General features: G+C 74.0%; 23 protein-coding genes and 1 pseudogene. 15 read left to right on the plus strand and 9 right to left on the minus strand.

The genetic code is table 11. The features are described 5' to 3' along the window. Nucleotides 1-103: 103 nt before the first annotated feature. Both ACZ3TI_RS12220 and ACZ3TI_RS12225 read left to right on the plus strand, forming a co-directional pair. Nucleotides 104-1,768, plus strand: coding sequence for a multicopper oxidase family protein (locus ACZ3TI_RS12220; RefSeq protein ID WP_465726117.1), 1,665 nt, complete (start codon nt 104-106; stop codon nt 1,766-1,768). A gap of 282 nt (nt 1,769-2,050) precedes the next feature. After that, a complete protein-coding gene (locus ACZ3TI_RS12225) occupies nt 2,051-4,054 on the plus strand; it encodes an APC family permease (protein WP_465726118.1) in 2,004 nt (667 codons plus the stop codon). Nucleotides 4,055-4,157: 103 nt separating this feature from the next. On the opposite strand, the gene ACZ3TI_RS12230 is transcribed toward ACZ3TI_RS12225, so the two are convergent. Then, nucleotides 4,158-4,835, minus strand: a complete 678-nt coding sequence (locus ACZ3TI_RS12230) for a transglycosylase family protein (protein ID WP_465726119.1) — start codon at nt 4,833-4,835, stop codon at nt 4,158-4,160. Between the two features lie 205 nt (nt 4,836-5,040). On the opposite strand from ACZ3TI_RS12230, the gene ACZ3TI_RS12235 reads away from it, so the two are divergent. The 4 genes and pseudogenes from ACZ3TI_RS12235 (at nt 5,041) to ACZ3TI_RS12250 (ending at nt 9,292) form a co-directional block, all read left to right on the plus strand. Further along, nucleotides 5,041-5,895 carry an S-methyl-5'-thioadenosine phosphorylase gene (locus tag ACZ3TI_RS12235; RefSeq protein ID WP_465726120.1) on the plus strand — a complete coding sequence of 285 codons (855 nt, stop codon included), beginning with the start codon at nt 5,041-5,043 and terminating at the stop codon, nt 5,893-5,895. 199 nt (nt 5,896-6,094) lie between these two features. Further along, entirely contained in the window at nt 6,095-7,471 is a 1,377-nt protein-coding gene (locus ACZ3TI_RS12240; protein WP_465726121.1) for an MBL fold metallo-hydrolase, read from the plus strand. A 314-nt stretch (nt 7,472-7,785) separates the two neighbouring features. After that, nucleotides 7,786-8,010: pseudogene (locus tag ACZ3TI_RS12245) on the plus strand (fibronectin type III domain-containing protein); the annotation flags it as partial. Nucleotides 8,011-8,041: 31 nt separating this feature from the next. Beyond that, nucleotides 8,042-9,292: a metallophosphoesterase gene (locus ACZ3TI_RS12250; protein ID WP_465726122.1), complete on the plus strand. Its 1,251-nt coding sequence runs from the start codon at nt 8,042-8,044 to the stop codon at nt 9,290-9,292. A gap of 48 nt (nt 9,293-9,340) precedes the next feature. On the opposite strand, the gene ACZ3TI_RS12255 is transcribed toward ACZ3TI_RS12250, so the two are convergent. The 3 genes from ACZ3TI_RS12255 to ACZ3TI_RS12265 all read right to left on the minus strand — a co-directional run bounded on the left by ACZ3TI_RS12255 (nt 9,341) and on the right by ACZ3TI_RS12265 (nt 11,524). Then, a complete protein-coding gene (locus tag ACZ3TI_RS12255) occupies nt 9,341-9,685 on the minus strand; it encodes a hypothetical protein (protein WP_465726123.1) in 345 nt (114 codons plus the stop codon). 172 nt (nt 9,686-9,857) lie between these two features. Then, a complete protein-coding gene (locus tag ACZ3TI_RS12260) occupies nt 9,858-11,207 on the minus strand; it encodes a hypothetical protein (RefSeq protein WP_465726124.1) in 1,350 nt (449 codons plus the stop codon). Next, entirely contained in the window at nt 11,207-11,524 is a 318-nt protein-coding gene (locus ACZ3TI_RS12265) for a hypothetical protein (protein ID WP_465726125.1), read from the minus strand. Before ACZ3TI_RS12265 ends, ACZ3TI_RS12260 begins: the two co-directional genes overlap by 1 nt. A gap of 282 nt (nt 11,525-11,806) precedes the next feature. Between ACZ3TI_RS12265 and ACZ3TI_RS12270 the strand changes: the two genes are divergently transcribed. Then, the gene (locus tag ACZ3TI_RS12270) at nt 11,807-12,757 is read left to right on the plus strand and encodes a hypothetical protein (protein ID WP_465726126.1); all 951 of its coding nucleotides are present in this window, start codon (nt 11,807-11,809) and stop codon (nt 12,755-12,757) included. 165 nt (nt 12,758-12,922) lie between these two features. Here the strand turns inward: ACZ3TI_RS12270 and ACZ3TI_RS12275 are convergent, their stop codons facing one another. After that, entirely contained in the window at nt 12,923-13,531 is a 609-nt protein-coding gene (locus ACZ3TI_RS12275; RefSeq protein ID WP_465726127.1) for a TetR/AcrR family transcriptional regulator, read from the minus strand. Nucleotides 13,532-13,587: 56 nt separating this feature from the next. Between ACZ3TI_RS12275 and ACZ3TI_RS12280 the strand changes: the two genes are divergently transcribed. Continuing rightward, nucleotides 13,588-14,490 carry an alpha/beta fold hydrolase gene (locus tag ACZ3TI_RS12280; protein WP_465726128.1) on the plus strand — a complete coding sequence of 301 codons (903 nt, stop codon included), beginning with the start codon at nt 13,588-13,590 and terminating at the stop codon, nt 14,488-14,490. Here ACZ3TI_RS12280 and ACZ3TI_RS12285 read toward each other — a convergent pair. After that, a complete protein-coding gene (locus ACZ3TI_RS12285) occupies nt 14,467-15,162 on the minus strand; it encodes a sirohydrochlorin chelatase (protein WP_465726129.1) in 696 nt (231 codons plus the stop codon). The two genes, ACZ3TI_RS12280 and ACZ3TI_RS12285, sit on opposite strands and share 24 nt — an antisense overlap. Continuing rightward, entirely contained in the window at nt 15,162-16,283 is a 1,122-nt protein-coding gene (locus ACZ3TI_RS12290; RefSeq protein WP_465726130.1) for a uroporphyrinogen-III synthase, read from the minus strand. Before ACZ3TI_RS12290 ends, ACZ3TI_RS12285 begins: the two co-directional genes overlap by 1 nt. A 192-nt stretch (nt 16,284-16,475) precedes the next feature. Between ACZ3TI_RS12290 and ACZ3TI_RS12295 the strand changes: the two genes are divergently transcribed. The 7 genes from ACZ3TI_RS12295 to ACZ3TI_RS12325 all read left to right on the plus strand — a co-directional run bounded on the left by ACZ3TI_RS12295 (nt 16,476) and on the right by ACZ3TI_RS12325 (nt 25,704). Beyond that, nucleotides 16,476-18,749, plus strand: coding sequence for a molybdopterin oxidoreductase family protein (locus tag ACZ3TI_RS12295; RefSeq protein WP_465726131.1), 2,274 nt, complete (start codon nt 16,476-16,478; stop codon nt 18,747-18,749). Beyond that, a complete protein-coding gene (locus ACZ3TI_RS12300) occupies nt 18,746-19,969 on the plus strand; it encodes an NAD(P)/FAD-dependent oxidoreductase (RefSeq protein ID WP_465726132.1) in 1,224 nt (407 codons plus the stop codon). Before ACZ3TI_RS12295 ends, ACZ3TI_RS12300 begins: the two co-directional genes overlap by 4 nt. 47 nt (nt 19,970-20,016) lie before the next feature. Continuing rightward, the gene (gene nirB / locus ACZ3TI_RS12305; RefSeq protein ID WP_465726343.1) at nt 20,017-22,653 is read left to right on the plus strand and encodes a nitrite reductase large subunit NirB; all 2,637 of its coding nucleotides are present in this window, start codon (nt 20,017-20,019) and stop codon (nt 22,651-22,653) included. Then, nucleotides 22,650-23,009, plus strand: a complete 360-nt coding sequence (nirD, locus tag ACZ3TI_RS12310) for a nitrite reductase small subunit NirD (protein WP_465726133.1) — start codon at nt 22,650-22,652, stop codon at nt 23,007-23,009. Before nirB ends, nirD begins: the two co-directional genes overlap by 4 nt. After that, nucleotides 23,006-24,367 (plus strand): nitrate/nitrite transporter, encoded by a 1,362-nt coding sequence (locus tag ACZ3TI_RS12315; protein ID WP_465726134.1) that lies wholly within the window; start codon nt 23,006-23,008, stop codon nt 24,365-24,367. The genes nirD and ACZ3TI_RS12315 overlap by 4 nt, the downstream gene beginning before the upstream one ends. Before the next feature lie 114 nt (nt 24,368-24,481). Next, a complete protein-coding gene (locus ACZ3TI_RS12320) occupies nt 24,482-24,952 on the plus strand; it encodes a hypothetical protein (RefSeq protein ID WP_465726135.1) in 471 nt (156 codons plus the stop codon). A gap of 128 nt (nt 24,953-25,080) precedes the next feature. Then, on the plus strand, nt 25,081-25,704 hold the full coding sequence (locus ACZ3TI_RS12325; RefSeq protein ID WP_465726136.1) for a hypothetical protein: 624 nt from the start codon (nt 25,081-25,083) through the stop codon (nt 25,702-25,704). Here the strand turns inward: ACZ3TI_RS12325 and ACZ3TI_RS12330 are convergent. After that, nucleotides 25,692-26,156: a hypothetical protein gene (locus ACZ3TI_RS12330; RefSeq protein ID WP_465726137.1), complete on the minus strand. Its 465-nt coding sequence runs from the start codon at nt 26,154-26,156 to the stop codon at nt 25,692-25,694. The genes ACZ3TI_RS12325 and ACZ3TI_RS12330 overlap by 13 nt on opposite strands. 293 nt (nt 26,157-26,449) lie before the next feature. Then, the gene (locus tag ACZ3TI_RS12335; RefSeq protein ID WP_465726138.1) at nt 26,450-26,950 is read right to left on the minus strand and encodes a universal stress protein; all 501 of its coding nucleotides are present in this window, start codon (nt 26,948-26,950) and stop codon (nt 26,450-26,452) included. Between the last annotated feature and the right edge of the window lie 27 nt (nt 26,951-26,977).

Below are 26,977 nucleotides of genomic sequence, written 5' to 3' on the forward strand. Positions count from 1 at the left end.
GCGCCCGCCGTCCCGTGCCTGCGTGCCCCGACGGGCCTGCGCGCGGAACGGCCGACGCGACGTCCTGCACGCCCACACCACACCGCACGAGGTGCACTCCGCCATGCGCACACCCACCCGCCGTACCGTCCTCGGCGCCGCGCTCGCCGCCGCCGGGACCGGCCTGCTGGCCGCCTGCTCGTCCGACTCGATGAAGGGCATGGACCACTCCTCCATGAACCACGGCGCCACGGGCGCCACGGGCGGCGCGAGCAGCCCGGCCGCCGGACCCGCCGGCTTCGTCGCCCCGAACGGCCCCGAGGTCGCCGCCGCCGAGGCCGGGCGCAACCCCGGCCCGGAACGGAAGGTCGCGCTCACCGCGACCGAGACCACCCTGGACCTCGGCGGCCGCACCGTCCGTAGCTGGGCGTACGGCGACCGCCTGCCCGGCCAGGAGGTCCGCGCCACCGCCGGCGACACGCTCGCCCTCACCCTCGCCAACCACCTGCCGCAGCCCACCTCGCTGCACTGGCACGGACTCGCCCTGCGCAACGACATGGACGGCGTGCCGGGCGTGACCCAGGCCGCCGTCAAGGCCGGCGCCTCCTTCGACCACCGCTTCGCGCTCAGCCGCCCGGGCACCTACTGGTTCCACCCGCACTCCGGCGTGCAGCAGGACCGAGGCCTGTACGCGCCGCTGATCGTCGAGGACCCGAAGGAGCCGCTGCGCTACGACAAGGAGTGGGTCGTCGTCCTGGACGACTGGGTGGACGGCATCGACGGCAGCACCCCGGACGCCGTCCTCGCCGAACTCGCCAAGGGTATGGGCGGGATGGACCACTCCGGCCAGTCCGGCCAGTCCGGCCAAACCGGTCAGTCCGGCCACTCCGGACACGACATGTCGGGCATGCCGGGGATGCCCGGGACGGGCACGGGCGGCACGGCGAGTGCGGCCGCCGGCCCCTCCCGGATGCTGATGGGCGCGCGGAGCCCCCTGCTCGGCGGCGACGCGGGCGACGTCGCCCACCCCTGCCACCTGGTCAACGGCCGCCTCGCCGCCGCACCCGAGACCTTCACCGCCAAGCCCGGCGACCGGATCCGGATCCGGCTGATCAACGCGGGCGGCGACACCGCCTACCGGGTCGCCCTCGGCGGCCACGAGCTGACGATCACCCACACCGACGGCTTCCCGGTCGAGCCGGCCACCACCCAGGCGCTGCTGCTCGGCATGGGCGAGCGCTACGACGTGCTGGTCACCGCCAAGGACGGCGTCTTCCCGCTGACCGCGCTCGCCGAGGGCAAGAACGCCACCGCGCTGGCCGTGCTGCGCACCGGCGGCGGCGCGGCGCCCGACGCCTCGGTGCGCCCGGCCGAGCTGGACGGAAAGCTGGTCACCGCCGGGCAGCTCAAGGCCGACCCGAGTGTCCGCCTGCCCGCCAAGTCTCCTGACCGTACGGTGCAGTTGGAGCTCACCGGCGGCATGGCGAAGGCCGACTGGGCGTTCAACGGGCGCCCGTACGACCCGGCGCAGCGCTACCCGGTGGCGGCGGGCGAGCGGGTGCGACTGGAGTTCCGCAACAGCACGAGCATGTGGCACCCCGTCCACCTGCACGGGCACAGCTTCGCGCTGCCGGGCGACGGCCCGCGCAAGGACACCGCGATCGTGCTGCCGGGCGCGACCCTGGCCGTCGACTTCGACGCAGACAACCCAGGGCTGTGGATGGTGCACTGCCACAACGTGTACCACGCGGAGACGGGCATGATGACCGTCCTCGGTTACCGGGCGTAACCCCGGTCCACGGACCGAGACGCCGGGGCGGGGGACGCTCGCTCCCCGCCCCGGCACCCGGCACGGCGCGCCCCGGCACTCGACCCGCCGCACCGTGCCACCCATTCCGACCTGCGCGGTCATGACGTTTTCTTAACGCGGCCCGATGACACCTCCTTGATGCCCGTCGCATAGCCTGGCGCACTGCCGTCGCCCGACGGCGCTTTCACGGGGTCTTCAATCAAGAGGTGCAAGGTGGTTTCGTCGGGTTCGACGGATACGGCGACGGAGGGTTCGCCGTCGGTGCGAATACGGCTCCGCAGCTGGCTGCTGGAGGACGTGTCCGCTTCCAAGACCGCGCCGGACGCGGACACGCAGAGCGACCAGGGCGCGGTGCACGGGGGCACCGCGCACGGGGGCACGGCGCAGGAGGGCGCGGCGGCGGGGGACTCCGCCGCGCACGGTGCGCACGCCGGCCAGCGCTGGTGGCGGGTGATGTGCCTGACCGGCCTGGACTACTTCTCGACGCTCGGCTACCAGCCGGGCATCGCCGCCCTCGCGGCGGGCGTGCTGTCGCCGATCGCCACCATCGTGCTGGTGATCGTCACCCTGCTGGGCGCGCTGCCGGTCTACCGCCGCGTCGCCAAGGAGAGCCCGCGCGGTGAGGGCTCGATCGCGATGCTGGAGCGGCTGCTGTCGTTCTGGAAGGGCAAGCTGTTCGTCCTCGCCCTGCTCGGCTTCGCGGCGACGGACTTCCTGATCACCATCACGCTGTCCGCCGCCGACGCGAGCGCCCACCTGGTGGAGAACCCGCACCTGACCGGCATGCTCGGCGACAAGCAGGTGCTGATCACGCTGATCCTGGTGGCCCTGCTCGGCGCGGTCTTCCTCAAGGGCTTCAGCGAGGCGATCGGCCTGGCCGTCGTGCTGGTGGGCGTCTACCTGGCGCTGAACGTGGTCGTGGTGGCCGTCGGCCTCTGGAAGATCATCGAGGCGCCGCACGTCGTCACCGACTGGACGGACGCGCTGACCGCCCAGCACGGCAACCCGATCATCATGGTCGGCGTCGCCCTGGTGACCTTCCCGAAGCTGGCGCTCGGCCTGTCCGGCTTCGAGACCGGCGTCGCCGTGATGCCGCACATCCAGGGCGACCCGGGCGACACCGAGGCGAACCCGGCCGGCCGGATCCGCGGCACCCGCAAGCTGCTCACCACCTCCGCCGTGATCATGAGCTGCTTCCTGATCGCCACCAGCTTCATCACCACGCTGCTCATCCCGGCCGACCAGTTCAAGCCCGGCGGCGACGCCAACGGCCGCGCCCTGGCCTTCCTGGCGCACGAGTACCTGGGCGGTGCCTTCGGCAGCGTCTACGACCTCTCCACCATCGCGATCCTCTGGTTCGCCGGCGCCTCCGCGATGGCGGGCATGCTCAACCTGCTGCCCCGCTACCTGCCGCGCTACGGCATGGCTCCGCACTGGGCGCGCGCGGTGCGGCCGATGGTGATCGTGCTGACCCTGATCGGCTTCCTGGTCACCTGGATCTTCGACGCCGACGTGGACGCCCAGGGCGGCGCGTACGCGACCGGCGTGCTGGTGCTGATCAGCTCGGCGGCCATCGCGGTGACCATCGCCGCGTACCGCAAGCGCGAGCGGGGCTGGACCGTCGGGTTCGCGGTGATCTCGGCGATCTTCCTCTACACCACCGTGCTGAACTGCATGGAGCGGCCGGACGGCCTGAAGATCGGTGCCTGCTTCATCGCCGGCATCATCCTGGTCTCGCTGCTCTCCCGGCTGCGCCGGGCCTTCGAGCTGCGCGTCACGAACGTCGAGCTGGACGCTGTGGCGGAACGTTTCATCAGGGACTACGCGCACCGTCCGCTGCGGCTGATCGCCAACGAGCCCAGCAACCGCGACAACGCCGAGTACCGCGACAAGATCCGCCAGATCCGCGCCGACAACGACATCCCCGGCGAGGACGACCTGGTCTTCGTCGAGGTCACCGTCCGCGACGCCTCCGACTTCGAGGCCGAGCTGACCGTCCGTGGCGAGGTCCTGCACGGGCGCTACCGCGTCCTCACCCTGGAGAGCTCCAGCATCCCCAACGCGATCGCCGCGCTGGCGCTCACCGTCCGGGACCGCACCGGGCAGCGGCCGCACCTCTACTTCGAGTGGACCGAGGGCAACCCCTTCGCCCAGTTCCTGCGGTTCTTCCTGTTCGGGCAGGGAGAGGTCGCGCCGGTCACCCGTGAAGTGCTGCGCGAGGCCGAGCCGGACCGCTCGCGCCGCCCGCGCGTGCACGTCGGCTGAGCCCCGGCCGCCGATCCGCCGGCCGATGCCGTACGGCCCGTCCGCTCCTGGTGAGCGGGCGGGCCGTCGGCGTTACCGGAAGGCGGGTCGGGAGGGGGGTGGGTCAGGCGGGGAGGTCGAGGACGGTGCCGGGCTGGATGAGGTCCGGGTCCTCCCCGATGACGGTGCGGTTGAGGGCGTAGAGGGCGGGCCAGCCGCCGGGGACGCGCAGGCGCTCGGCGAGGTCGGTGAGGGTGTCGCCCTCGCGGACGGTCCAGGTGCCGTCCTGCGGGGCGGCGGGCTCCGGGGCGGCGGCCGGGGGCGGGAGGGCGCCGCCCCGGTCGTGGGTGTGGGTGTGGGCGCGGGCGCTGTCGCGGTCGTGGGCGCCGTCGTGGTCATGGGCGCGGGCACGGTTGGCGCGGGCGCCGCAGACCGGCCAGGGGGAGAGCCCGCGGCGGCCGGCGAGGTGCTGGGCGACGGCGATCTGCTGGTCGCGGGTGGCGAGGTCGGCGCGCGGGGCGTAGGCGAGGCCGCCGTTCTCCCGCCAGGTGGACTGGTCGAACTGGAGGCCGCCGTAGTAGCCGTTGCCGCTGTTGATGCGCCAGTTGCCGCTGCTCTCGCAGGCCGCCACGCTGTCCCAGTCGTACCGGTCGTCGTCGTGCCGGGCGCCGTCCGTCCGGCCGGGGTCGGAGCCGGTGTCGCGGCCCGGGGGCGCGGCATGGGCCGCGGGGGCGGCGAGGACCACGGCGAGGGCGCAGAGCGCCGTGGGGACGAGGCTGCGGAGACGGGCGGTGGAAGGCATCGGCGGCTCTCATGTTCGGGGACAGGACACGCGCCGTCCGGAGGCGGCGCCCTCCCACCGACGCACGACCGGTGGGGCGCGCCACCGCCGACACGACCGGCAAGTCACCCGCCCGGCCGCCCCGGTTCAGCCCGTCGGCCCGCGGCCATCCGGCCGTACCGTCTCCTACAGTGGCCGGGACGTTCCTCGAAGAAGGGTACGAACGATGACGATCGATCAGGGCACCGTGAGGGCCGAGTTGGGCGTGATCGGCGGCTCGGGGCTGTACGCGCTGCTGGACGAGGTGACCGAGGTGCGCGTCGACACGCCGTACGGGGCGCCGAGCGACGCGCTGTTCGTGGGGGAGGTGGCCGGGCGCCGGGTCGCGTTCCTGCCCCGGCACGGGCGAGGCCACGGGCTGCCGCCGCACCGGATCAACTACCGGGCGAACCTGTGGGCGCTGCACTCGCTGGGCGTGCGGCAGGTGCTCGGGCCGTGCGCGGTGGGCGGGCTGCGGCCGGAGTACGGGCCGGGCACGCTGCTGGTGCCGGACCAGTTCGTCGACCGGACCTCCGGGCGGGTGCAGACCTACTACGACGGGCTGCCGCTGCCCGACGGCTCCGTCCCCGAGGTGGTGCACGTGTCGATGGCCGACCCGTACTGCCCGGCGGGGCGGCGGGCGGCCCTGGACGGGGCGCGCGACGCGGCCTGGGAGCCGGTGGACGGCGGCACCCTGGTGGTGATCGAGGGGCCGCGCTTCTCCACCCGCGCCGAGTCCCGCTGGTACTCCGCCAACGGCTGGTCGGTGGTCGGCATGACCGGCCACCCGGAGGCCGTGCTGGCGCGTGAACTCGGTCTCTGCTACACGTCGTTCGCGCTGGTCACCGATCTCGACGCGGGGGTGGAGAGCGGTGAGGGCGTCACCCATGCCGAGGTGCTGAAGGTGTTCGCGGGGAACGTCGACCGGCTGCGCACGGTGCTGTTCAAGGCGCTGGAGAGCCTGCCCGCCGCGCGGGACTGCGTCTGCTCGCACGCCCTGGACGGGGTCGCCACCGGGCTGCCGGGCGTGGCCGCGGGCTGAGCCCTCCGAGGTGCCGGAGGGTGCCGGCGGCGGAAGCGGCGCGGCGGCCCGGTGGGCGCTCGGCGATCTCGTGCCGCAGGGCCGGCGGGCTGCCCGGGAATGTCCGAGGAATATCGTGGAGGGCAGGAGTCGCCGCGCCCGGGTGGGGCAAGGGTTGCCGCCCGGGTACCGGCCGCACCGTCGTCACAGGAGGGCCGCGATGGGCTTCGCCGACGAACACCTGACGCCGCTGGTCGACGAGGGTCTGGGCAACAGCGCCTACCTGCTCGACCTGGGAGACGGCCGCGCGCTCGCCGTCGACACCAGCCGGGACCTGCGCGCCCTGCGGGCCGCCGCCGGGCGGCGCGGCCTGACCGTCGCCTTCGCCGCCGACACCCACCTGCACGCCGACTTCCTCTCCGGCTCCGTCCAGCTCCGCCACGACGACGGGGCCACCGTCCTCGCCTCCGCCGCCGGGCGCCGCACCCACCCGCACACCCCGCTCGCCGACGGCGACGAGACGGACCTCGGCGGGCTGACCCTGCGCGCGCTGGCCACCCCCGGCCACACCGACGAGCACCTCTCCTTCCTGCTCCTGGACGGCGCCACCGAGCTGGGCGTCTTCACCGGCGGCTCGCTGATCGTGAACTCCGCCGCCCGCCCCGACCTGCTCGGCCCCGAGCGCACCGAGGAGCTGGCCCGCGCCCAGTACCGCTCGCTGCGCCGCCTCGCCACCCTGCCCGACCACCTCCCGGTCTGGCCCACCCACGGCGCCGGCTCGTTCTGCTCCGCCCCGTCCGGCGTCGACCGCACCACCACCGTCGGCGCGCAGAAGCAGGCGAACCGGCTGCTCGCCGCGCCCACCGAGGACGCCTTCGTCACCGAGCTGCTCGCGAGCCTCGGCAGCCACCCCGCGTACTTCGCCCGCCTCGCGGCCCGTAACCGCACCGGGCCGCGAGTGCTCGACGGCACCCCCGCGCTGCCGCCGCTGGACCCCGCCGAGGTCGGGCGGCTGCTCGCCGACGGCGCCCGGGCCGTGGACGTCCGCCCGACCGCCGAGTACGCCGCCGGGCACCTCCCCGGCGCGCTGTCCATCCCGCTGCGCGGCCAGTTCGCCACCTGGCTGGGCTGGCTCCTGCCCGACACCGTGCCGCTGGTCTTCGTCACCGGGCCCGGCCAGGACTTCGGCGAGCTGGTCTGGCAGGCGTACAAGATCGGCTACGAGCGGCTCGCGGGCCGGCTGGCCGGTGGCATGCGGGCCTGGCGGGAGGCCGAACGGCCGGTCACCACAACGGAGTTCATCACCGCGGAGCAGGCCTCCGGCGACCGCCCGTACCTCGACGTCCGCCAGCGCTCCGAGTACCTCGCCGGGCACGTCCCCGGCGCCACCCACATCGAGCTCGGCGAGCTGCCCGCGCTCGCCGCCGAAGCCCCGCGGGGCGCGCTGGTCGCCTGCGGGCGCGGCATGCGGGCGATGACCGCCGCCGGCGTCCTCGAACACGCCGGACACACCGGCCTGGCCGTCCTGGACGGCGGACCCGCCGACTACGCCGCCGCCCACGGTACGCGCCTGGTCCGCGGGCCGGGCACCGGCTGACCGGCACCGGCTGACCGGATCCGAGGTCCGTCACCCCGGCCGGAGCGGGTCGTACACCGAGGTCTTCCCGCCGACCGACGTTCAACTGCCGTTCGCCGTCAGCACGGTCGGGCGTGGCTCGATCGTGTGGTCGGGCTGGGACCCTCCTGGGCGTTCTCGGAGCCCAGGAGGCGGCAGTGGCGGTACACCCTTCGGCGAATCCCTCGGCGATTCCCTCGGCGAATCCCTCGCGTAGAACGGTCCTTCGGACGGGTACGGCGGTGGGCGCGCTCGCGGCGCTGCCCGCGTCCACCCTGCTGTGGACCCAGCCGGCGGTGGCCGGCACCCCCGGCCCGGAGCAGATCCACCTCCAGTGGGGCGACGAGCCGTCCCGCGAGATGACGGTCTCCTGGGCGACGGCCGCCCCGGTGAGCTGCCCCCGGGTGCGGATCGGCACCCCGCGCGAAGGCGCCGGACGCAGCGTGGACGCGCGCAGCCGCAGCTACGTGGACGGGCTCAACAAGGTCGAGACCTTCACCCACCACGCCCGCCTGACCGGCCTGCGGCCCCGACACCACCTACGTCTACGAGGTGCTGCACGACGGCGCCCAGCCGGTGCGCGGCACCTTCCGCACCGCGCCCGCGCGCGGCCGGGCCGCGTTCCGGTTCACCAGCTTCGGCGACCTCGGCACCGGCGACAACGTGTTCAAGAAGTCCTCGATCCACGGCGCGGCCGCCGTCCGGCAGGTGGAGCAGTTCGCCCCGCTGTTCCACCTGCTCAACGGCGACCTCGCGTACGCCAACAACAACCCGCAGCTCCAGCCGCAGGCCTGGAACGCGTTCATGAACAACCTGGGCACCTCGGCCGCCAACCGCCCGTGGATGCCCACGCCCGGCAACCACGAGGTCGAGGCCGGCGGCGGCGAGCTCGGCTACGCCTCCTACCTGACCCGCTTCGAGCTGCCGGACAACGGCACCCGCGACCACTGCGGCAACTGGTACGGCTTCCAGGTCGGTTCGGTGCTCTTCGTGAGCCTGGACGGCAACGAGATCGCCGTCGAGGACGACGCCAGCATCGACCCGGCCACCGGGCAGTCCATCTACATCAGCGACTACAGCGAGGGCGCCCAACTGCGCTGGCTCGAGCGGCTGTTGTCGCACGCCCGGGGCGGTCGCTCGGTGGACTGGATCGTGGTCTACCTGCACCAGTTCGCGATGTCCTCCTCGGCTGCCAGCCACGGCGGCGACATGGGCATCCGGGAGAAGCTGCTGCCGCTGCTCGACCGCTACTCCGTCGACCTCGTCCTGGCCGGCCACGACCACGACTACGAGCGCACCCACCCGGTGCGCGGCACCGAACCGGGCGGCCTGCTCACCCCGGCCGTCGCCGACGACGACCTGCGGCAGATCGACACCTCGCAGGGCACCGTCCACCTCATCCTCGGCGGCGGCGGCACCGCCGGGCACGACGACGTCTACCTGCCCGCCGACGCGGACGGCGTCCGCGAGGCGAGCGTCCGCACCCAGCGGCTCACCTTCAAGGCCGACCCGGACGCCAAGGAGAAGGCCCACTGGTCGGCGGTCATCGACCCGGACACCCGCTTCCCGTACGGCGTCGCGGTGTTCGACGTCGACCCGGGCCTGCTCCCGGGCGGCCGCACCACCATCACCGTCAGCTACTACCACTCCGTCCCGGCCACCGCCGCCGCCCCCTACCCGACGCCGGTCCTGTACGACCGCTTCACCCTCTACCGCGACCGCAGCGACGGCTGGGCCGACAACGCCCAGGACGAGGACCAGGACGAGGACGGCCGGGAGCGGGTGGCCGCCGGGTACCGGTGACGCGTCGGTTCCGAGGGTCCGTCGCGCCGGCAGGTGCGACGGACCCCCTCAGGTGCCGGTGGCCCGGACGTAGATGTCCGCCGCGCCCGGTGTGAACGTGCCGGAGGCCCGCTGCACCACGAAGATCTGGCGCCCGGCCCGCCCCTCCGGCAGCAGCACGCCCTCGGTCGGCTCATCGCCCGGCAGCGCGGCCCGGAGGTCCTCCGGCAGCGGCGCGCGGGAGCCGGCCTTCGGCAGGCTGTAGGTGTCGAGGAAGTCGTCGAGGTTGACGTAATCGCCGCCGGCGATCCCGTAGTGCAGATAGGCGACCGGCGCCCCGTCGGCGGTCCGGGACAGCACGGCGTCCGCCGGGATGTAGTACCGCCCGATTCCCGCGTCCTTCCTGACCTGCATGCCGGCCAGCCGCTCCGCTCGGAACGCCTCGGTCTCAGGCGGGTTGCGGGTCCGGAGGAACCCGGCTACGCCCCACCAGACGCATCCCACGGTGATCAGCACACAGAGCGCGAGAAAAGTGCCCAGGAGCCAACGTGCCCAAGGCCTGCCACCGGAATCCCCGACCGTCATCTCAGAGCTTCCTGGTCCTGGCATCGCTGGCGCCCCCCATGTCGAACTCCCGGGCCAGCCCGGTGCGGTGAAGCCGCTGGAGCTCCCCGTCCGACACGTACCCCAGGCCCGGCACGTTGGTTCCCTTCTGCTTATTGGGGTCGTCGTTCTTGAAGTCCCAGTTGTACCGGTCGCGGACGTGTGTCTTGTAGGTGACGGTCACCTCCGGCGGTGCGCCGGGCGAGACCGGCTTGACCTCGATCTTCGCTTCGGTGTTGTAGTGGAAGGAACCGACCGCGTAGAACCAGTCCTTGCTGCTCTCGGGCGTCGCGGACATGGGTTGCCAGCCGGTTTGCTGAACCAGTGCGACCGGTTTGCCGGTGCGCCGGTACTCCGCCAGGGCCTCGGCCTCCCAGCCGGGGATGTTGCCGTCCAGCGTGGTGGCCACACTCTCCTGGAAATCGGGGATGTCCTTCAGCATGTCCTCGACGTCCAGCTTCAGCGGCTCGCCGGTGCCGGAGAGGTAGTGCGCCATGTTGGCGCTGGCATGGGTGTCCCCGGCCGTGAACGGCAGTGCGGCGGCTCCGGCTCCCAGTGTGGCCGCCAGCCGGCGGTCCCGGTCGGTCGGGCTCTCCGTGTTGTAGTCGCCCGAGCCCCGGTCGTACGGATCGGGCGGCAGCAGCACCCCGCCCTCGCCACCGAAGACCTTCGGCAGATCGCGTGCGCCGGCCAGATCCTCACCCACGACCCGCTTCGTCCACCCGTCGAGGTGGCGGTACTCCACCGCGTCGTTGATGCGATCGAGCTCGTGCCCGGCAGTGTTGCTGACGTCGGAAGCGTACTTCGTGGCTGCTTTCAACAGGTTGCGGATGTCCCCGGCAACCGTGGCCAGCCGACGGGACTCACCCTCGCTCTCCGGATCGTTGCTGGTGCTCAGCCAGGCGGGGAAGTCGATGTCACCGTCGCTCTTGATGGCGAGGCCGTTCGCACGAGCAAGGTCGTCCGCTTCGGCGACCCAGCGGCGGGCGAGGGCCAGACCCGCAGCGGAATTCACCAGTGTGAGCCGTGCAGCCTCCATCTCCTGCTCGGCGATGGACATTTCGTCGAGCAGGGTCGAGAGCGCCCGGCGTCCCAGTTCCGCGGCGTCGCCACTCCAGCCTTCCTGGAGCGTGGAGAGGACGTCGACGGCGAGGTAGCGTGCAGAGCCCAGGGCGGTCCCGACCTTGTCCCATTCTTCCGCTGCCCGGTGAAAGGCCTCCGGATCGCAGGACCGGATCTGTTGCAGGGTGACCGGTTTCGCGAAGCGACGCTCGTGATCGGGTTCGGATACCTTGCGGCGGCCGTCCGGACTCTCGTCGTAGACGGACGGCATCAGCTGCTGCCATCCAATAGGGCGGCAGCGCTGCGGAGTTGCTCCGCGACGGCGGCTTCCTGCCGGTAGTAGTTGGCCGCGGTCACGCGAAGGCCCTCGGCGAGCTTGCGCATCGCATAGGTGACCTTGCCGGTCTCCTTGGACCAGCTGCCGGTGCACGTGCCAAGGGATGCGCCGATGGCCCATTCGCTGTGGCGGGTCGCGGCTGCTGCCGACTCGCCGAAGCCGGTGTCCGCCTGCGAGAGCTTGTCCGCTCCCTCATCCAACTTGCCCGCTGCCACCGGGAGCCGCTCCGGCTCCGAGATGTACCCGCTCACCTCATGCCCTCCCCATGCTCGAGTGCGGATCTGGTTCTCACGTTAACGAGTGGACGGGAGCGGGTGCAGGGGAACGCGACGACTGGCGACGGCGGGTGGGCTGCCAGCGGCCCGGAGGGCTTGTAGCGCACCCGGGATGGGGCAGGCAATCCGCAGTTCGTCGTAAGACAGGTCGTGGAGTTGCGGGCAAGATTAGGTTCTGCATGTCCATGCTGATCAATGGCAGTTCGGATCAACAGCACGCGCCATTCGCACTCCCACGCCATCAGAAGGTTGGAAGCGATGCACCTTCGTGCCACGACCCGCAAGCTCCTCCTCGCCGGCCTGGCGCTCGCGCTGGGAGCCGCCCCGTTGGCGGCGGTCCCGGCTGGGGCGGCCACGACGTCCGCCGTCGCACTCGCGCCGGTGGGCGCGGCTGCGTCCATCCCGCGGCCGGGCGTTCCGATCGCGGTTTCGACCATCCTGTTCGCGCTCTCCCCCGATCGCGGCGGCGTCTTCAACTGGAACGGTGCCACCTGGACCCAGGTCGGCGGCCCGGCCGCCACCATCGTCTCCGGCGGGGGCGGGCTGGTCGCCACCAACCCGACCACCGGGGACCTGTACGCCTACAACTGGAGCCCCGGCAACTGGTCGAGGATCGGCGGGCCGGGAAGGCAGTTCGCCGTGGACGGCGGCGGCCACGTCTTCGGGCTCAGTCCGGACGGCAGCGGTGTGTTCAAGTGGCAGGGCGGCACCGACTGGATCCAGATCGGCGGCCCGGCCGGCAGCATCGTCGCCGGGGGCGGCGGCACCCTGCTCGCCACCAACCCCGGGACCGGGGACGTGTGGCGCTACGGCGGTTCTCCTGGCAACTGGTCGAGGATCGGCGGCCCCGGCGCCCAGTTCGCCGTCGACGACGCGGGGCGGGTGTATGGCCTCAGCCCCGACCGTGGCGGCGTCTTCCAGTGGCAGGGCGGCACCGACTGGATCCAGATCGGCGGCCCGGCCGGCAGCATCGTCGCCGGGGGCGGTGGCACGCTGCTCGCCACCAATCCCGGGACTGGGGACGTGTGGCGCTACGGCGGTTCTCCCGGCAACTGGTCGAGGATCGGTGGCCCCGGCGCCGAGTTCACCGTCGACGGCGCCGGGCACGTCTTCGGCCTCAGCCCCGACCGTGGCGGCGTCTTCCAGTGGCAGGGCGGCACCGACTGGACCCAGGTCGGCGGCCCGGCCGCCTGGCTCGCCGCGTCCTGAGCCCGCCACACCCGCACCGACCCGGGCCCGCCGCGCACCCCGCGCGGCGGGCCCTCCGCATGCGGTCGTGCTCCGGGTGCGATCGGGCGGCTCCGGTCCGGTCGATCCGGGTGACGCCCGGCGGCGCGGTCAAGACCCGCCATCCGACGGGGCGGTTCGGCCCCGTCACCCGCGGCCGGGGAAGACGCGGCCGAGGTGGTAGCGCAGGACGGCGGTCGCCTCCTCGGGCGCGCGCTGGTCGAGCAGGACGCTCAGGCCGAGGCCCGCGGAGACGGCGAGGAGGACGACGGCTTCCTGGCGGGGGTCCAGGCGGGGGTCGGCGTGTCCGGCCTGCTGGGCGGCCTCCAGCTGGGCGACCAGGAAGGCCTCCATCTCGTCGGGGGCCGCGAGGAAGGACGGGTCGGCGAGGGCGGGGTCGGTGACGGCGAGTACGGCGTACTCGGTGTGGATGAGGTGGAAGGCGCGGCTCTCCTCGTCGGTGGGGACGGCTTCGAGCAGCACCGCCTCGATGATGCCGCGGGGGTCGGCGGTGGCGCCGGTCGCGCGTACGCGCTGCCGGACGCGCTCGCCCATGCGGGTGGTCAGGCGGGCCATGGCGGCGAGGAGCAGCTTCTCCTTGGTGTCGAAGTAGTACTGCACCAGCCGTACCGAGACGTCCGCCTCGATCGCCACGGACCGCATGGTGACGGAGTGCAGGCCGGTGCTCGCCGCCGAGCGGAGCAGGGCGTCGATGATGTGGGCCCGTCGCTCCTCGTGATCCACCAGCTTCGGCATCGGTTCCCTTCGAATGTTTTTGTGGTACAACCATACCATCAAACCGGGGAGGTATCGTGACCAGGACCAGCGTCGGACACTTCGTCAGCGAGTCGGCTCGGGCGAAGTTCCTTGAGGCGTACGACCGGGCGATGGAGCTGTGGCCGAGCCCGCGTCGGGAGCTCGACGTCGAGACGAGCTACGGCACCGTCCACGTCCACCGCTACGGACCGGACGGCGGAGAGCCGGTGGTGCTGCTGCACGGCCACGCCGGGCATCCGTCCAACTGGTACCCGCAGATCGCGGCGCTGGGCGAGCACCACCCGCTGTACGCGATCGACACCCTGGACGACCCCGGGCGCAGCGTGCAGCGCGCCGTCGCGGCGGGCTCGGCGGAGAACGCGGCCTGGCTGGGGGAGGTGCTCGCCGGGCTGGGGCTGGAGCGGGTGCACCTGGTCGGGGTCTCGTACGGGGGCTGGCTCGCGCTCAACCAGGCGATCCACCGGCCCGAGCGGCTCGCCTCGGTCGCGCCGCTGGACCCGGGCGGGATCGAGAAGGTGCCCGCGCGGTTCTACGCGCACATGGTCGGCGGCCTGTTCGGGATGCTCGCCCCGAGGCGGCTGCGTCCGGCGGTCGGGCGGCTGCTGGCGAATCCGGCGCTCGGCGCGCCGCGCGAGATGATCGCGCCGCTGATGCTCGCCGTGCGCAGCTACAAGCCGGGCTCCCGGCCGCCGGCTCGGCCGTTCACGGACGAGGAGTTGGGGTCGATCGCACTGCCGGTGCTGGTGTTGGTGGGCAGGCGCAGCGCGTTGCTCCGGCCGGGGAAGGTGGTCGAGCGGGTGACGGCGCTGATTCCGGGGGTGCGGGCGGAGATCCTCGAACGGGCGGGGCACGGGCTGAACTTGGAGCAGCCCGGGCTGGTCAATGAGCGGCTGCTGGCGTTCATCGGGGGCGGGTCAGGCGGCGACGGGCAGGGCTGAGGCCGTGCGTGCCTCGTCGTAGCGGCGGAGGATCAGGCGCGCCACGGCGGGGTGGGCGCCCAGTGGGGCGGTGGTCCAGTGGGCGGCGGTGGTGGCGGCGCGGCGGGCGAAGAAGCCGGGGGAGAGGAGGTGGGCGGCGAGGGCGACCCGGGGGTGGCCGGCGGCCTGGAGGGCGGCCACCGCCTCGTGGGGGGTGGGGGTGGCAGCGGAGAGGTGGGCGGGGGTGACGGGGCGGCCGAGGCGGGTGGCGAGGAGGTGGGCCATGCGCTCGGTGTCGGCGAGGGCCGTGGGATCCGAGGAGCCGGCTCCGGCGAGGACCACGGGGGCGTGGGCCGGGGCGCCGCTTTCGGCGAGGCGGTCGGCGAGGGCTTCGGCGAGCAGGGGGTGCGGGCCGAGCGCGGGGGCGAGGCGGGCGTGGGGGAGGCCGGCGGCGGTGAGGGCGGCGGGGATGTCGACCCGTACGTGGTAGCCGGTGCCGAGGAGGAGGGGGACCAGGACCGGTTGCCGGTCGGCGAGTCGGGCGAGGGCCTGGGGCAGGGAGGGCTCGGCGAGGTCCAGGAAGCAGCACCGGACGGTCAGTTCGGGCCGGAGGGAGCGAACCAGGCGCAGGAGCTTGCGGGTCGAGGTGAGGGCGGCCGGGTCTCGGCTGCCGTGGGCCACGGCGAGCAGCATCAGAGTGCCGCCAGTCGGTAGCCGCGCTTGGGGACGGTGCGGATCAGCGTGGCGTGCGGCCCGAGGGCGGCGCGCAGTCGGGCGACGGCGGCCTCGACGGCGTGTTCGTCGGCGGCGGCGTCCGGCCAGGCGGTGCGCAGGAGTTCGGCGCGGCTGAGGACCCGGCCGGGGTGTTCGGCGAGGGCGCGCAGGACGGCGGCGCCGCGCGGGCTGAGCCAGTGGCTCTCGCCGTCGACCATCGCGGCGTTCCCCTGGAGGGTCAACACCTGCCCGGCGAGCGGGACTTCACGCCGGGCGCGGCCGGGCAGGACGTCCGCGAGCAGCCGGACCAGCGAGCCGAGCCGGCCGCGTTCGGGGTGGACCGCGGGCAGGCCGAGGTCGGTGAGCGGGCGGGCGCACAGCGTCCCCACGCACACCGGCAGGACGTCCTCGCGCAGGGCGTCGACCAGCGCCTCGTACAGCCCCTCGGCCTCGGCGGCGGCGAGCAGCGCGGTGATCGCGGGGGCGCTGGTGAAGGTGAGGGCGTGCAGCTGGCGCCGGACGGTCTGGTCGAGGAGTCTTCGCACCGCGCCCGGGTCCTCCGGGGGCGCCCAGCGGTAGACCGGGACGGAGATCACCTCGGCGCCGCGCTCGCGCAGTGCCGCCGCGAAGGCGTCCAGCCGCACCCCGTGCTCCTGGACGGCGATCCGGCACCCGGCCAGGGGGCGGGCGAGCAGCCAGGTGAGCAGCTCGTCGGTGGCTTCGGTGCCGGGGGAGTAGCCCTCGTTCAGCCCGCTGGCCCGGACCGCGCCGGTGGCCTTGGGGCCGCGGCTGAGCACCACCGCGCCGCGGCAGGCCTCGGCGAGCGCGGCGCCCCGGCCCCAGCCCTCGGCGGCGCTCATCCAGCCGCGCCAGCCGACCCCGGTGGTGGCGACCACGTAGTCGAGCGGGGCGGACAGGCAGCGGTCGGTGGCCTCGCGCAGGGCGAGGTCGTCGGCGAGCGGCAGGATGCGCAGCACCGGCGCCTCGACCACCTGGGCACCGCGCCGGCTCAGCAGGGCGGTGAGTTCCTCGCGGCGGCGGGCGGCGGTGACCCCGACGGTGAAGCCGGTGAGCGGTCCGGGCTGGGTGAGGGTTGCCATGCGCGCCAGCCTGGGGCGCGCGTGTTACGGGGGCATTGCCCGACCGTCACCTGGCGGTAAGCGCAAGTGCCCTTCCGGTTACGGCAGATGTCCGGCCGTGCACCCCGGCCCCCGGGCGCCGTGAGGGAGGCGTACCGCGCCCGCAACATTCACGACCCGGTCGCGAAACAGCGGACGGCCACCTTTCTCGGCATGACGTTGACCAGCCCGAACGCCGCCGCCCCCGCCACCGCGGCCGCCACCGACACGCACTGCCCGTACTGCTCGCTGCAGTGCGGCATGCGGCTGTCGGTCGGTACGGCGGCCGGCACCGGCACGGTTTCCGGCTCCGGCTCCGGTACGGCTTCCGGCTCCGGTACGGTTTCCGGCTCCGGGACGGCCGGCGGCACCGGGACGGCCCCAGGCACCGGCGCGGACCGAGTGGGTACGGCGCTGCCGGTCGAGGTCCTGGAGCGTCCGGACTTCCCGGTGAACCGCGGCGCGCTGTGCGGCAAGGGCCGCTCGGCGCCCGCGCTGCTGGCCCGGGACGTCCGGCTGACCGGCCCGCTGCTGCGGGACCGGCCGGGCGGGCCGCTGCGCGCGGCCGGCTGGCCGGAGGCGCTGGACCGGGTGGCCGCCGGGCTGGCCCGGACGCGGGCCGAGCACGGCCCGGACGCGGTGGGCGTGTTCGGCGGCGGCGGGCTGACCAACGAGAAGGCCTACCTGCTGGGCAAGTTCGCGCGGGTGGTGCTGGGCACCGCCCACATCGACTACAACGGCCGGTTCTGCATGTCCTCGGCGGCGGCCGCGCACCGTCGGGCCTTCGGCCTGGACCGCGGGCTGCCGTTCCCGCTGGAGGACATCCCGCACACCGGCTGCCTGATCCTGGTCGGCGGCAACCCGGCCGAGACCATGCCGCCCGCCGTCCGCTACTTCCGCGAACTGCGGGAGAACGGCGGCAGGTTGATCGTGGTCGACCCGCGCCGCACCCGCACCGCCGAACTGGCCGACCTGCACCTGCAGCCCCGACCCGGTGGGGACCTGGCACTGGCCCTCGGCCTGCTCCACCTGGTCATCGCGGACGGCCTGGTGGACGAGGAGTTCGTCGCCGAGCGCACCACCGGCTTCGAGCGGGCCCGGGAGTCGGCGATGGCCCACTGGCCGGACCGGGTGGAGCGGATCGCGGGCGTCCCGGCCCATCGACTCCGCGAGGCAGCGCGGATGTTCGGCGAGGCGGAGACCGGCATGGTGCTCACCGCACGCGGCCCGGAGCAGCAGAGCAAGGGCACCGACACCGTCGGCGCCTGGATCGACCTCTGCCTGGCCACCGGCAAGGCCGGCCGCCGCCACAGCGGCTACGGCTGCCTGACCGGCCAGGGCAACGGCCAGGGCGGGCGCGAGCACGGGCAGAAGGCCGACCAGCTGCCCGGCTACCGATCGATCGAGGACCAGACGGCACGTCAGCACGTCGCCGCCGTCTGGGGCGTGCCGGCCGAGAGCATCCCGGGCCCGGGCAAGTCCGCCTACGAGCTGCTGGACGACCTCGGCCGCCCCGACGGCATCCGGGCGCTGCTGTTGGCCGGCTCCAACCCGGCGGTGTCCGCGCCGAACGCCGGGCACGTCACCGAGCGGCTGCGCGCACTGGACCTGCTGGTCGTCGCCGACCTGGTGCTCTCCGAGACGGCCCGGCTCGCGGACGTGGTGCTGCCGGTCACCCAGTGGGCCGAGGAGGACGGCACCACCACCAACCTGGAGGGCCGGGTGATCCTGCGCCGCCGCGCCCTCGACCCTCCGGAGGGCGTCCGCAGCGAGCTGTGGGTGCTGCGCGAACTGGCCGCCCGGCTCGGGGTGCCGGAGGGCTTCCCGGCCGACGGCTTCCCGGTCGAGCCCGAGCGGGCCTTCGACGAGCTGCGGCGCGCCTCGGCCGGCGGCGACGCCGACTACGCGGGCGTCAGCTACGCCCGGATCGCCGCCGAGGACGGGGTGTTCTGGCCCTGCCCGTCCGAGGACCACCCCGGCACGCCCCGGCTGTTCCTGGACCGCTTCGCCACCCCGGACGGCCGGGCCCGCTTCGCCGCCGTCACCCATCGCCCGGGCGGCGAGGAGCCGGACGAGGCGTACCCGCTGTACCTGACCACCGGCCGGGTGCTCTCCCAGTACCAGAGCGGCGCGCAGACCCGCCGGGTCGCCGAGCTCAACGCGGCCGCGCCCGGCCCGTACGTCGAACTGCACCCGCGGCTCGCCGAACGGCTGGGGATCGCGGACGGCGAGCCGGTGGCGGTCACCAGTCGGCGCGGTCGGGCCGTCGCCCCGGCGCGGATCACCGGGGCGATCCGGCCGGACACCGTCTTCATGCCCTTCCACTGGGCCGGCGCCGGCCGGGCCAACAGCCTCACCAACCCGGCGCTCGACCCGGTGTCGCGGATGCCGGAGTTCAAACTCTGCGCCGTCCGGGTGGAGCGCGCCCAGCAGGAGGTGGCGTCATGACCCCCAGAATCGCCGTGGTCGGGGGCGGCATGGCGGCCGCCCGCTTCGCCGAACGGTACGGGGCGCTCGGCGGGCCCGGCACGGTCACCGTGTACGGCGCCGAGCCCCGCGCGCCGTACAACCGGGTGCTGCTCGCCGAGGTGCTCACCGGGCGCTACGACGCGGAGTCGATCGCGCTGCCGCTCGGCGGGGCGAGCGCCCGGCCCGGCTGCGAGGTCGTCGCACTCGATCCGCGGGACCGGACGCTGCGGCTCGCGGACGGCAGCGTCGAGGCGTGGGACGAACTCGTCCTCGCCACCGGCGCCAACCCGGTGCTGCCGCCCGTCCGCGGACTGCGCCGCGCCGACGGCCACGGGCTGGCCGAGGGCGTGCACACCCTGCGCACCCTGGAGGACTGCGCCCGGCTCGCCGAGGAGGCCGTCGGCGCCAAGCGGGCCGTGGTGATCGGCGGCGGGGTGCTCGGCGTGAGTGCCGCCCGGGCGCTGGCCGCGCTCGGGGTGCGCACCGAAATCGTCCACCAGGCACCGCATCTGATCGAGCGTCAGCTCGATCCGGAGGCGGCCTCGGTGCTGCGTGAGCAGCTCCAGGCGCTCGGCGTCGACTGCTACACCGGCAACCGCGCCCGGGCCGTGCACGGCGGCGAGAAGGTCGGCGCCGTGGAGCTGGCCAACGGCCACCGGCTGGACTGCGACCTGGTGGTCCTCGCCTGCGGCACCCGTCCGCGCACCGCGCTCGCCCACACCGCCGGCCTGCCGGTCGACACCGGGATCCTGGTGGACGACCGGCTGGCCGTCGCCCCGCACGTGTCCGCGATCGGTGACTGCGCCGAACACCGCGGCACCGTCCACGGACTGGCCGGCCCCGCCTGGGAGCAGGCCGACGTCCTCGCCCGTCGGCTCTCCGGCGCCGAGCCGGACGCCCGCTACCCCGGCACCAGCCCGCGGGCCCGGCTCAGCACCGGCGGCCTGGAGTACGCGGCCTTCGGCACCGTGGACGAGAGCCTCGACCCGGGCCTCGACGTCCTGCGGCTCACCGACGCCACCCGCGGCAGCTACAAGAAGCTCGTCCTGCGCGGCGACCGCCTGGTCGGCGCCATCCTGCTCGGCGACCTGGCCACCGTGGACGCGCTGGCCGGCGCCTTCGCCGACGGCGGCGAACTCGCCGGCCACCCCCTGCACCTGCTCACCCAAGAAACTGCGATGACTGGAGACATGCGTTGACCACTGACCACCGCAGCACGCGGGACCTCGTCCTGGTCGGCCACGGCATGGTCGGCCAGCGCTTCCTGGAGGCCTGGACCGAGCAGCCGGCCGCGCGCGGCTGGCGGGTCACCGTGCTCGCCGAGGAGCCCCGGCCCGCCTACGACCGGGTGCACCTGAGCGCGCTGTTCTCCGGGAGCACCGCCGAGGACCTCGGGCTCTGCCCGTCCGGCTTCCTCGCCGAGCACGGCATCGACCTGCGCCTGGGCGACCCGGCCACCGCGATCGACCGGTCCGGGCGGACCGTCACCACCCGGTCCGGCTCCCGAGTCCGCTACGACGTGCTGGTGTTGGCCACCGGATCGGTGCCCTTCGTGCCGCCGGTGCCCGGGACGGACGCGCCCGGCTGCCACGTCTACCGGACCATCGAGGACGTCGACGCGATCCGCGCCGGGGCCGTGGCGGCCCGGACGGGCGTGGTCGTCGGCGGCGGCCTGCTCGGCCTGGAGGCGGCCGGTGCGCTGCGGGCCGGCGGACTGGACACCCACGTCGTGGAGTTCGCGCCCCGGCTGATGGCCGTCCAGGTCGACGACGGCGGCGGCGCGGCGCTTCGCCGCAAGATCGAGGACCTCGGTGTCACCGTCCACACCAGCGCCGGCGCCAGCGGCGTCCTCACCGGACCGGACGGCACGGTCCGCGGCCTCGCCCTCTCCGACGGACGCGAACTGCCCGCCGACCTCGTGGTGTTCTCGGCCGGCGTGCGCGCCCGCGACCAGCTCGCCCGGGACTGCGGACTGCCGGTCGGACAGCGCGGCGGCGTGGTGGTCGACGCCCACTGCCGTACGGAGGACCCGGCGATCCTCGCCATCGGCGAGTGCGCCCAGGCCGTCGACGGCCGGGTCTACGGCCTGGTCGCCCCCGGCTACCAGATGGCCGAGACGGCGGCGCGCACGGTGGCCGTCCTGACCGCCGAAGGCCCCACCGGCGAGGGCACCGGTCCCACCGGCGAGGGCACCGGTCCCACCGGCGAGGGCACCGGTCCCACCGGCGAGGGCACCGGTCCCACCGGCGAGGGCTTCGTCGGCGCCGACACCTCCACCAAGCTCAAGCTGCTCGGCGTGGACGTCGCCAGCTTCGGCGACCCGCACGGCACCGCCGAGGGAGCGCTCGACGTGCTCTACAGCGACAGCCGCAGCGGCGTCTACCGCAAGCTCGTCATCGGCGCCGACGGCGCGCTGCTCGGTGGCGTCCTGGTCGGCGACACCGAGGGCTACGGCACCCTGCGCCCGCTCGCCGTCGCCGGCAAGCCGCTCACCGTCGCCCCCGAACAGCTCGTCCTGCCCGCCGGGTTCGCCTCCGCCGGACCGGTCGCGCTGCCCGACGACGCGGTGCTCTGCTCCTGCCACAACGTCACCCAGGGCGCGGTGCGCGCCGCCGTCCGCGACCAGGGAGCCGACAGCGTCGCCGCGGTCAAGAAGTGCACCCGGGCCGGCACCGGCTGCGGCAGCTGCCTCAAGCAGCTCGGCACCGTCGTCACCGAGGAGCTGGAGGCCGCCGGGGTCAGCACCGGCACGGGCCTGTGCGAGCACTTCGCCCACACCCGCGCCGAGCTGTACGAGATCGTCCGGGTCACCGGGCTGGCGAGCTTCTCCGAACTGCTCGCCAGGCACGGCAGCGGCGGCGAGGGCTGCGAGGTCTGCAAGCCGACCGTCGCCTCCATCCTCGCCAGCCTCGGCAACGGCCACATCCTGGACGGCGAGCAGGGCGCATTGCAGGACTCCAACGACCACTTCCTCGCCAACCTGCAGCGCAACGGCTCCTACTCGGTCGTGCCCCGGGTGCCCGGCGGCGAGATCACCCCCGAGGGCCTGATCACGATCGGCGAGATCGCCCGCGACCACGGCCTCTACACCAAGATCACCGGCGGTCAGCGGATCGACATGTTCGGCGCCACCGTCGACCAACTGCCCGTCATCTGGCGCAGGTTGGTGGACGCCGGCTTCGAGTCCGGACACGCCTACGGCAAGTCGCTGCGCACCGTGAAGTCCTGCGTCGGCGAGACCTGGTGCCGCTTCGGCGTCCAGGACTCCACCACCCTGGCCATCGAACTCGAGCTGCGCTACCGCGGGTTGCGCTCCCCGCACAAGCTCAAGGCCGCCGTCTCCGGCTGCGCCCGCGAATGCGCGGAGGCGCAGAGCAAGGACTTCGGCATCATCGCCACCTCGGCCGGCTGGAACCTCTACGTCGGCGGCAACGGCGGCATGACACCGCGACACGCCGACCTGCTGGTGGCGGACGTGGACCGGGAGACGCTCATCCGCACCATCGACCGCTACCTGATGTTCTACATCCGCACCGCCGACCGGCTGGAGCGCACCTCGGTCTGGCTGGAGCGGCTGGAGGGCGGCCTGGACCACCTGCGGGCCGTCGTCCTGGACGACTCGCTCGGCATCGCGGCCGAGCTGGACGAACTGATGGAGCGTCACATCAGCGGCTACCGGGACGAATGGGCCGAGACCCTGGCCGACCCCGACCGGATGCGGCGCTTCGCCTCCTTCGTCAACGCCCCCGGCACCCCCGACCCCGCCGTGACCTTCGTCCCCGAACGCGGCCAGATCCGCCCCGCCCGCCCCGGCGAGGCCGGCCACACCCTCGACTCCCCGGTGCTCGTCGCCGGGGCCCGACTGGAGGTGCTCACCCCGTGACCGTACAGATCCACGACGGGACGCGCTGGCAGACCGTCTGCGCCCTCACCGACCTGCAGCCCGGCCGCGGCGTCGCGGTACTGCTCCCCGGCACCGAACAGGTCGCGCTCTTCCGCGACCGCGCCGGGACGCTCTACGCCGTCGACAACCTGGACCCGTTCAGCGGCGCCCCGGTCCTCTCCCGGGGCCTGCTCGGCAGCCGCGGCGACCGGCCGACCCTCATCTCGCCGATGTACAAGCAGGTCTACGACCTCACCGACGGGCGCTGCCTGGACGAGGACACCGCCCCCGACGGCGCCCCCGCCGTGCTGCGGCGCTGGCCGGTGCGGGTGGCCGCCCCGGGAGGTGCGGAGTGACCACCCTCCTCGACGCGAGAAAGCCCGCCCCGCTCGCCGGATGGGACCCGGAGGACGAGGAGTTCTGGGAGCGCACCGGCGCCCGGATCGCCCGCCGCAACCTGGTGTTCTCCGTGCTCTCCGAGCACATCGGCTTCTCGGTGTGGAGCCTGTGGTCGGTGCTCGTCCTCTTCCTCGGGCCCCAGTACCACATCGACACCGCGGGCAAGTTCACCCTCACCGCCCTCCCGACCGCGCTCGGCGCCCTGCTGCGACTGCCGTACACCTTCGCCGTCGCCCGCTTCGGCGGGCGCAACTGGACCGTGATCAGCGCCCTGTTGCTGCTCCTGCCCACCACGCTCGCCGCCCTCGTGCTCGAACCCGGGGTCTCGTACGGGACGCTGCTGGCGGTCGCCTGCGTGGCGGGCGTCGGCGGCGGCAACTTCGCCTCCTCGATGGCCAACATCAACGCCTTCTACCCCCACCGGCTCAAGGGCTGGGCGCTCGGGATCAACGCGGGCGGCGGCAACCTCGGCGTCCCCGCCGTCCAGCTGCTCGGGCTGCTCGTGCTGGCCACCGCCGGTGCGGCCCACCCCCGGCTGCTGCCGCTGCTCTACCTGCCGCTGATCGTGCTCGCGGCGGCCGGGGCGTGGTGGCGGATGGACAACCTGGCGGTGTCCGCGTCCGGGCCTTCCGGCGAGGGGGTCGGGTCCTCCGGTGAGGGGCGGTCGCTGCGCGAAGTCGCCCGCGATCCGTACGGCTGGGCCGTCTCGACGCTGTACATCGGGACGTTCGGCTCCTTCATCGGCTTCGGCTTCGCCTTCGGACAGGTGCTGCAGGTGCAGTTCCACGAGCGCTTCGACACCCCGGTCAAGGCGGCCGCGCTGACCTTCCTCGGACCGCTCCTCGGCTCGCTGCTGCGACCGGTCGGAGGGCGGCTCGCGGACCGGTACGGCGGGGCGGTCGTCACGCTGTGCACCTTCCTCGCGATGGGCGCCGGGACGGCGGTCGTGCTGGCCGCCTCGCGGGCGGGTTCGCTGCCACTGTTCCTGTCCGGATTCATCGCGCTGTTCGTCCTCAGCGGCATCGGCAACGGCTCGACGTACAAGATGATCCCGGCGCACTACCAGGGCGTCGCCCGCAAGGCGGTCGCGGCCGGCGCCGACCCGGCGGCCGCCGAGGCCGACTCCCGCCGCCGCTCCGCCGCGCTGATCGGGCTCGCCGGGGCGATCGGGGCCTTCGGCGGGGTGCTGGTGAACCTGGCGTTCCGGCAGTCCTTCCTCGCCAGCCACAACGGGGACGCGGCGTACCTGGGGTTCCTGGGGGCGTATGTGCTCTGCTCGGTGCTGACCTGGGCGGTCTGGCTCCGACGGCGGTGAGCTGCCCGCGGGGCGCTGGGCTGTTGGTATGACGGTCGGACCGCCTCGGCGCGCGGCGGTCCGGCCGGGCGGTTAGCGTCGGCCGCAACACGTCCTCGGTTCACGGAGGTTGCAGTGCAACGGTGGATCATCCTGACGGCCGTCACCGCGGCCCTCACCGGCCTCGCCGCGCCCGCCGCGTCCGCAATGGCCACCGACCCGGCCCCAGCGCCGACCACCGCCGTCACCCTCGGTGACGCCGAGATCGACTCGAAACTGCCGGGGAGGGTCAAGGTCGACGTCGGCTACCTCTGCCCGATCGCGGCCGAGGCCCGCTCACTCAACGTCTCGGTCGAACAGAAGGACCCGCAGGACTCCTCCTCGATCGCCTTCGGCTCCAGCCGGACGGCGGAGGCCGACGTCATCTGCGACGGCACGCAGCAGCAACGGCAGATCGTCGTCCAGTCCAAGACCTTCAACTGGATCCCCGACGCCGACGCCGTCCTCACCGCCACCGTCTCCAACATCGGCGCCACCCCGCCCGCGGCGGCGGACGCCAGGCGCGTCACCCTCGTCACCGCGACACCCCCCGCACCCGCGAGCTGAAGCAGCCGGGCCCGGCTCGCCAGCCGGGCCCTCGTGCGCGTGGATCCGCCCGTGAACAGGGCTGCTACGATGCGCCCCCGTGTTCTACAGTGCTGTAGAACTGCACCACCGGCGAACGGGGACGCACCATGGACAAGCCGCTTCGGCTGCCGCAGCAGGATCGGGCGGTCTTCGAGACGGAGCTCGGGCGCGCGCTCGCCGCGCCCCGGGTGCGGGAGGCGCTCCGGGAGAGCGGGGCCGACGCGCGCGGGGTGGAGCGGCTGCGGCGGGTGGCGCGGGAGAACGCGGAGTACGTGCTGGCCGCGGCGGCGCCGGAGTACGAGCGCTACGCCGCGCTGCGGGCGGATGCGGACGCGGTGGCGCGGCTTCCGGTGGCCCTTCCGGCGCGGGATCGGGCCTCGGGCTGGTGGGGCGTGCTGGGCGTGGTGGTGCCGGTCATCGCCGGGGCGGCGGCGGTGATCTTCCTGTTGACGGGCTGTCTGCTGGCCCTTTCCGGGGGCCCGGACGTCCTGGCGCACGCGCTGGTGGGTGCCGGGTGGGTGGCCGCCGGGGTGGCGGCCGCGAGCCTGCTGGTCGGAGGGTTGGGGCTGCTGGGCGCGGCGGCCCGGTCGTCGGAGCCGGTCGATGTGGAGGCGGACGGCTCGGGCGAGTTGGTGCGGGCACGGGACGCCTGGCGGTCGGCCTTGGCGGAGCGCGGGCTGGTGCCGTACCTGGTGGCGCAGGCGAACTCGGCGCCCGATCAGCGGTGTTGACGCAGCTTCGGGGCGCGCGCCGCGTCGACCAGGAGGTGGGCGGCGTGGCGGGGGATGCCGAGGCGGCGGGCGATCCACGGGGCCGGGCGGCCGGCCTGGGCGAGCATCCAGGCGGAGTACAACTGGCCCAGCTGGGGAGCCCTTTCGCCGAGTAGTAGCGGGCGGACGGCCTCCATCGGGAAGTCCTCGAGGGCGCGGGCGCTGTACTCGCGCCCGTTGGGCCCGGCAGGGGGCAGGGGGAGCGGGCGGCGGGAGTCCAGCCAGCGGGTGAGGAGTACGGCGCCGACGACCAGCAGGCCGGTGCCCGAGGCGCCGATCAGGATGCCGCCGATGACGGGGCGGTCGTCCTCCTCGGCCATGCTCAGGGCGATCTCCTCCAGGACGAGCAGGCTCAGCACGGTGAGCAGCACCGCGGCTTCGCCGGGGCGGGGGCGGGGCCGGGACGTCGTCATGCGAAACCTCTTCCTCGGCAGAGTGCCCGGGGCTTTCGGGCGGGTGCGGCGATTCACCTTCCGTACAACGGTGGCGGGCAGCCCTGGGCACGCCTTGACGGGCCTGGCGGTGAAACGCGGGATCCGAGTTGACGTCCCGTCAGAGTGCCTTCGGGGCCCGCCGGTTGGCCGACGGTTCGGGCACGGTCGGCCGGCATGGCTCCGGCATGTCAACTTCGACAGCGTTGTCGACGTTGTGGAATCCGGGCCTACGGCAGGCCCCCGCCCGTAGGGGAAGCCGAGAGGTCCTAGCGTCAGCGGGCCAGGAGCGGCAGGGGTGCGCCGGTGCGGGCGGGGAGTTCCAGGCGGGTGAGGAGCGCGGAGGGCGAGACCTCGACCACGCGGCACCCGGCCCGGTGGCGGCAGTGTCGGGCGACCGAGCCGTGTCGGAGGCGGTCGAGGCCGCGGCGGGCGGACGTGCCGAGGACGAGCAGGTCCTCCGGGCCGGTGACGGCGCCGACCAGGGCGGGCCCGGGGTCGGCGTGGACCACCAGCGGGCGGATGACCAGCCCGGACGGGTAGCCGCCGTAGGCCTGCTCGAAGGCGATGTCGAGGCGGCGGCGGGCGGCGTGCTCCAGTTCGGAGAGCGGGCGCGGGGCGTCTCGGTCGTCGGCGGTCCAGGCGGCGACGGGCACCAGCACCGCCGCGTGCCGGGCCGCCTCGCCGACGGCGTGGTAGAGGGCGGCCAGACTGCTCAGTGAACCGCTCAGGCCGACGATCACGCGGGGGGTGGTCCCGGTCGAGGGGCCGGTCATGGCCGTTCGCCTCCGTCTCTCCGGCTT

The sequence above is a fragment of the Kitasatospora sp. NPDC023120 genome, from assembly GCF_055560835.1.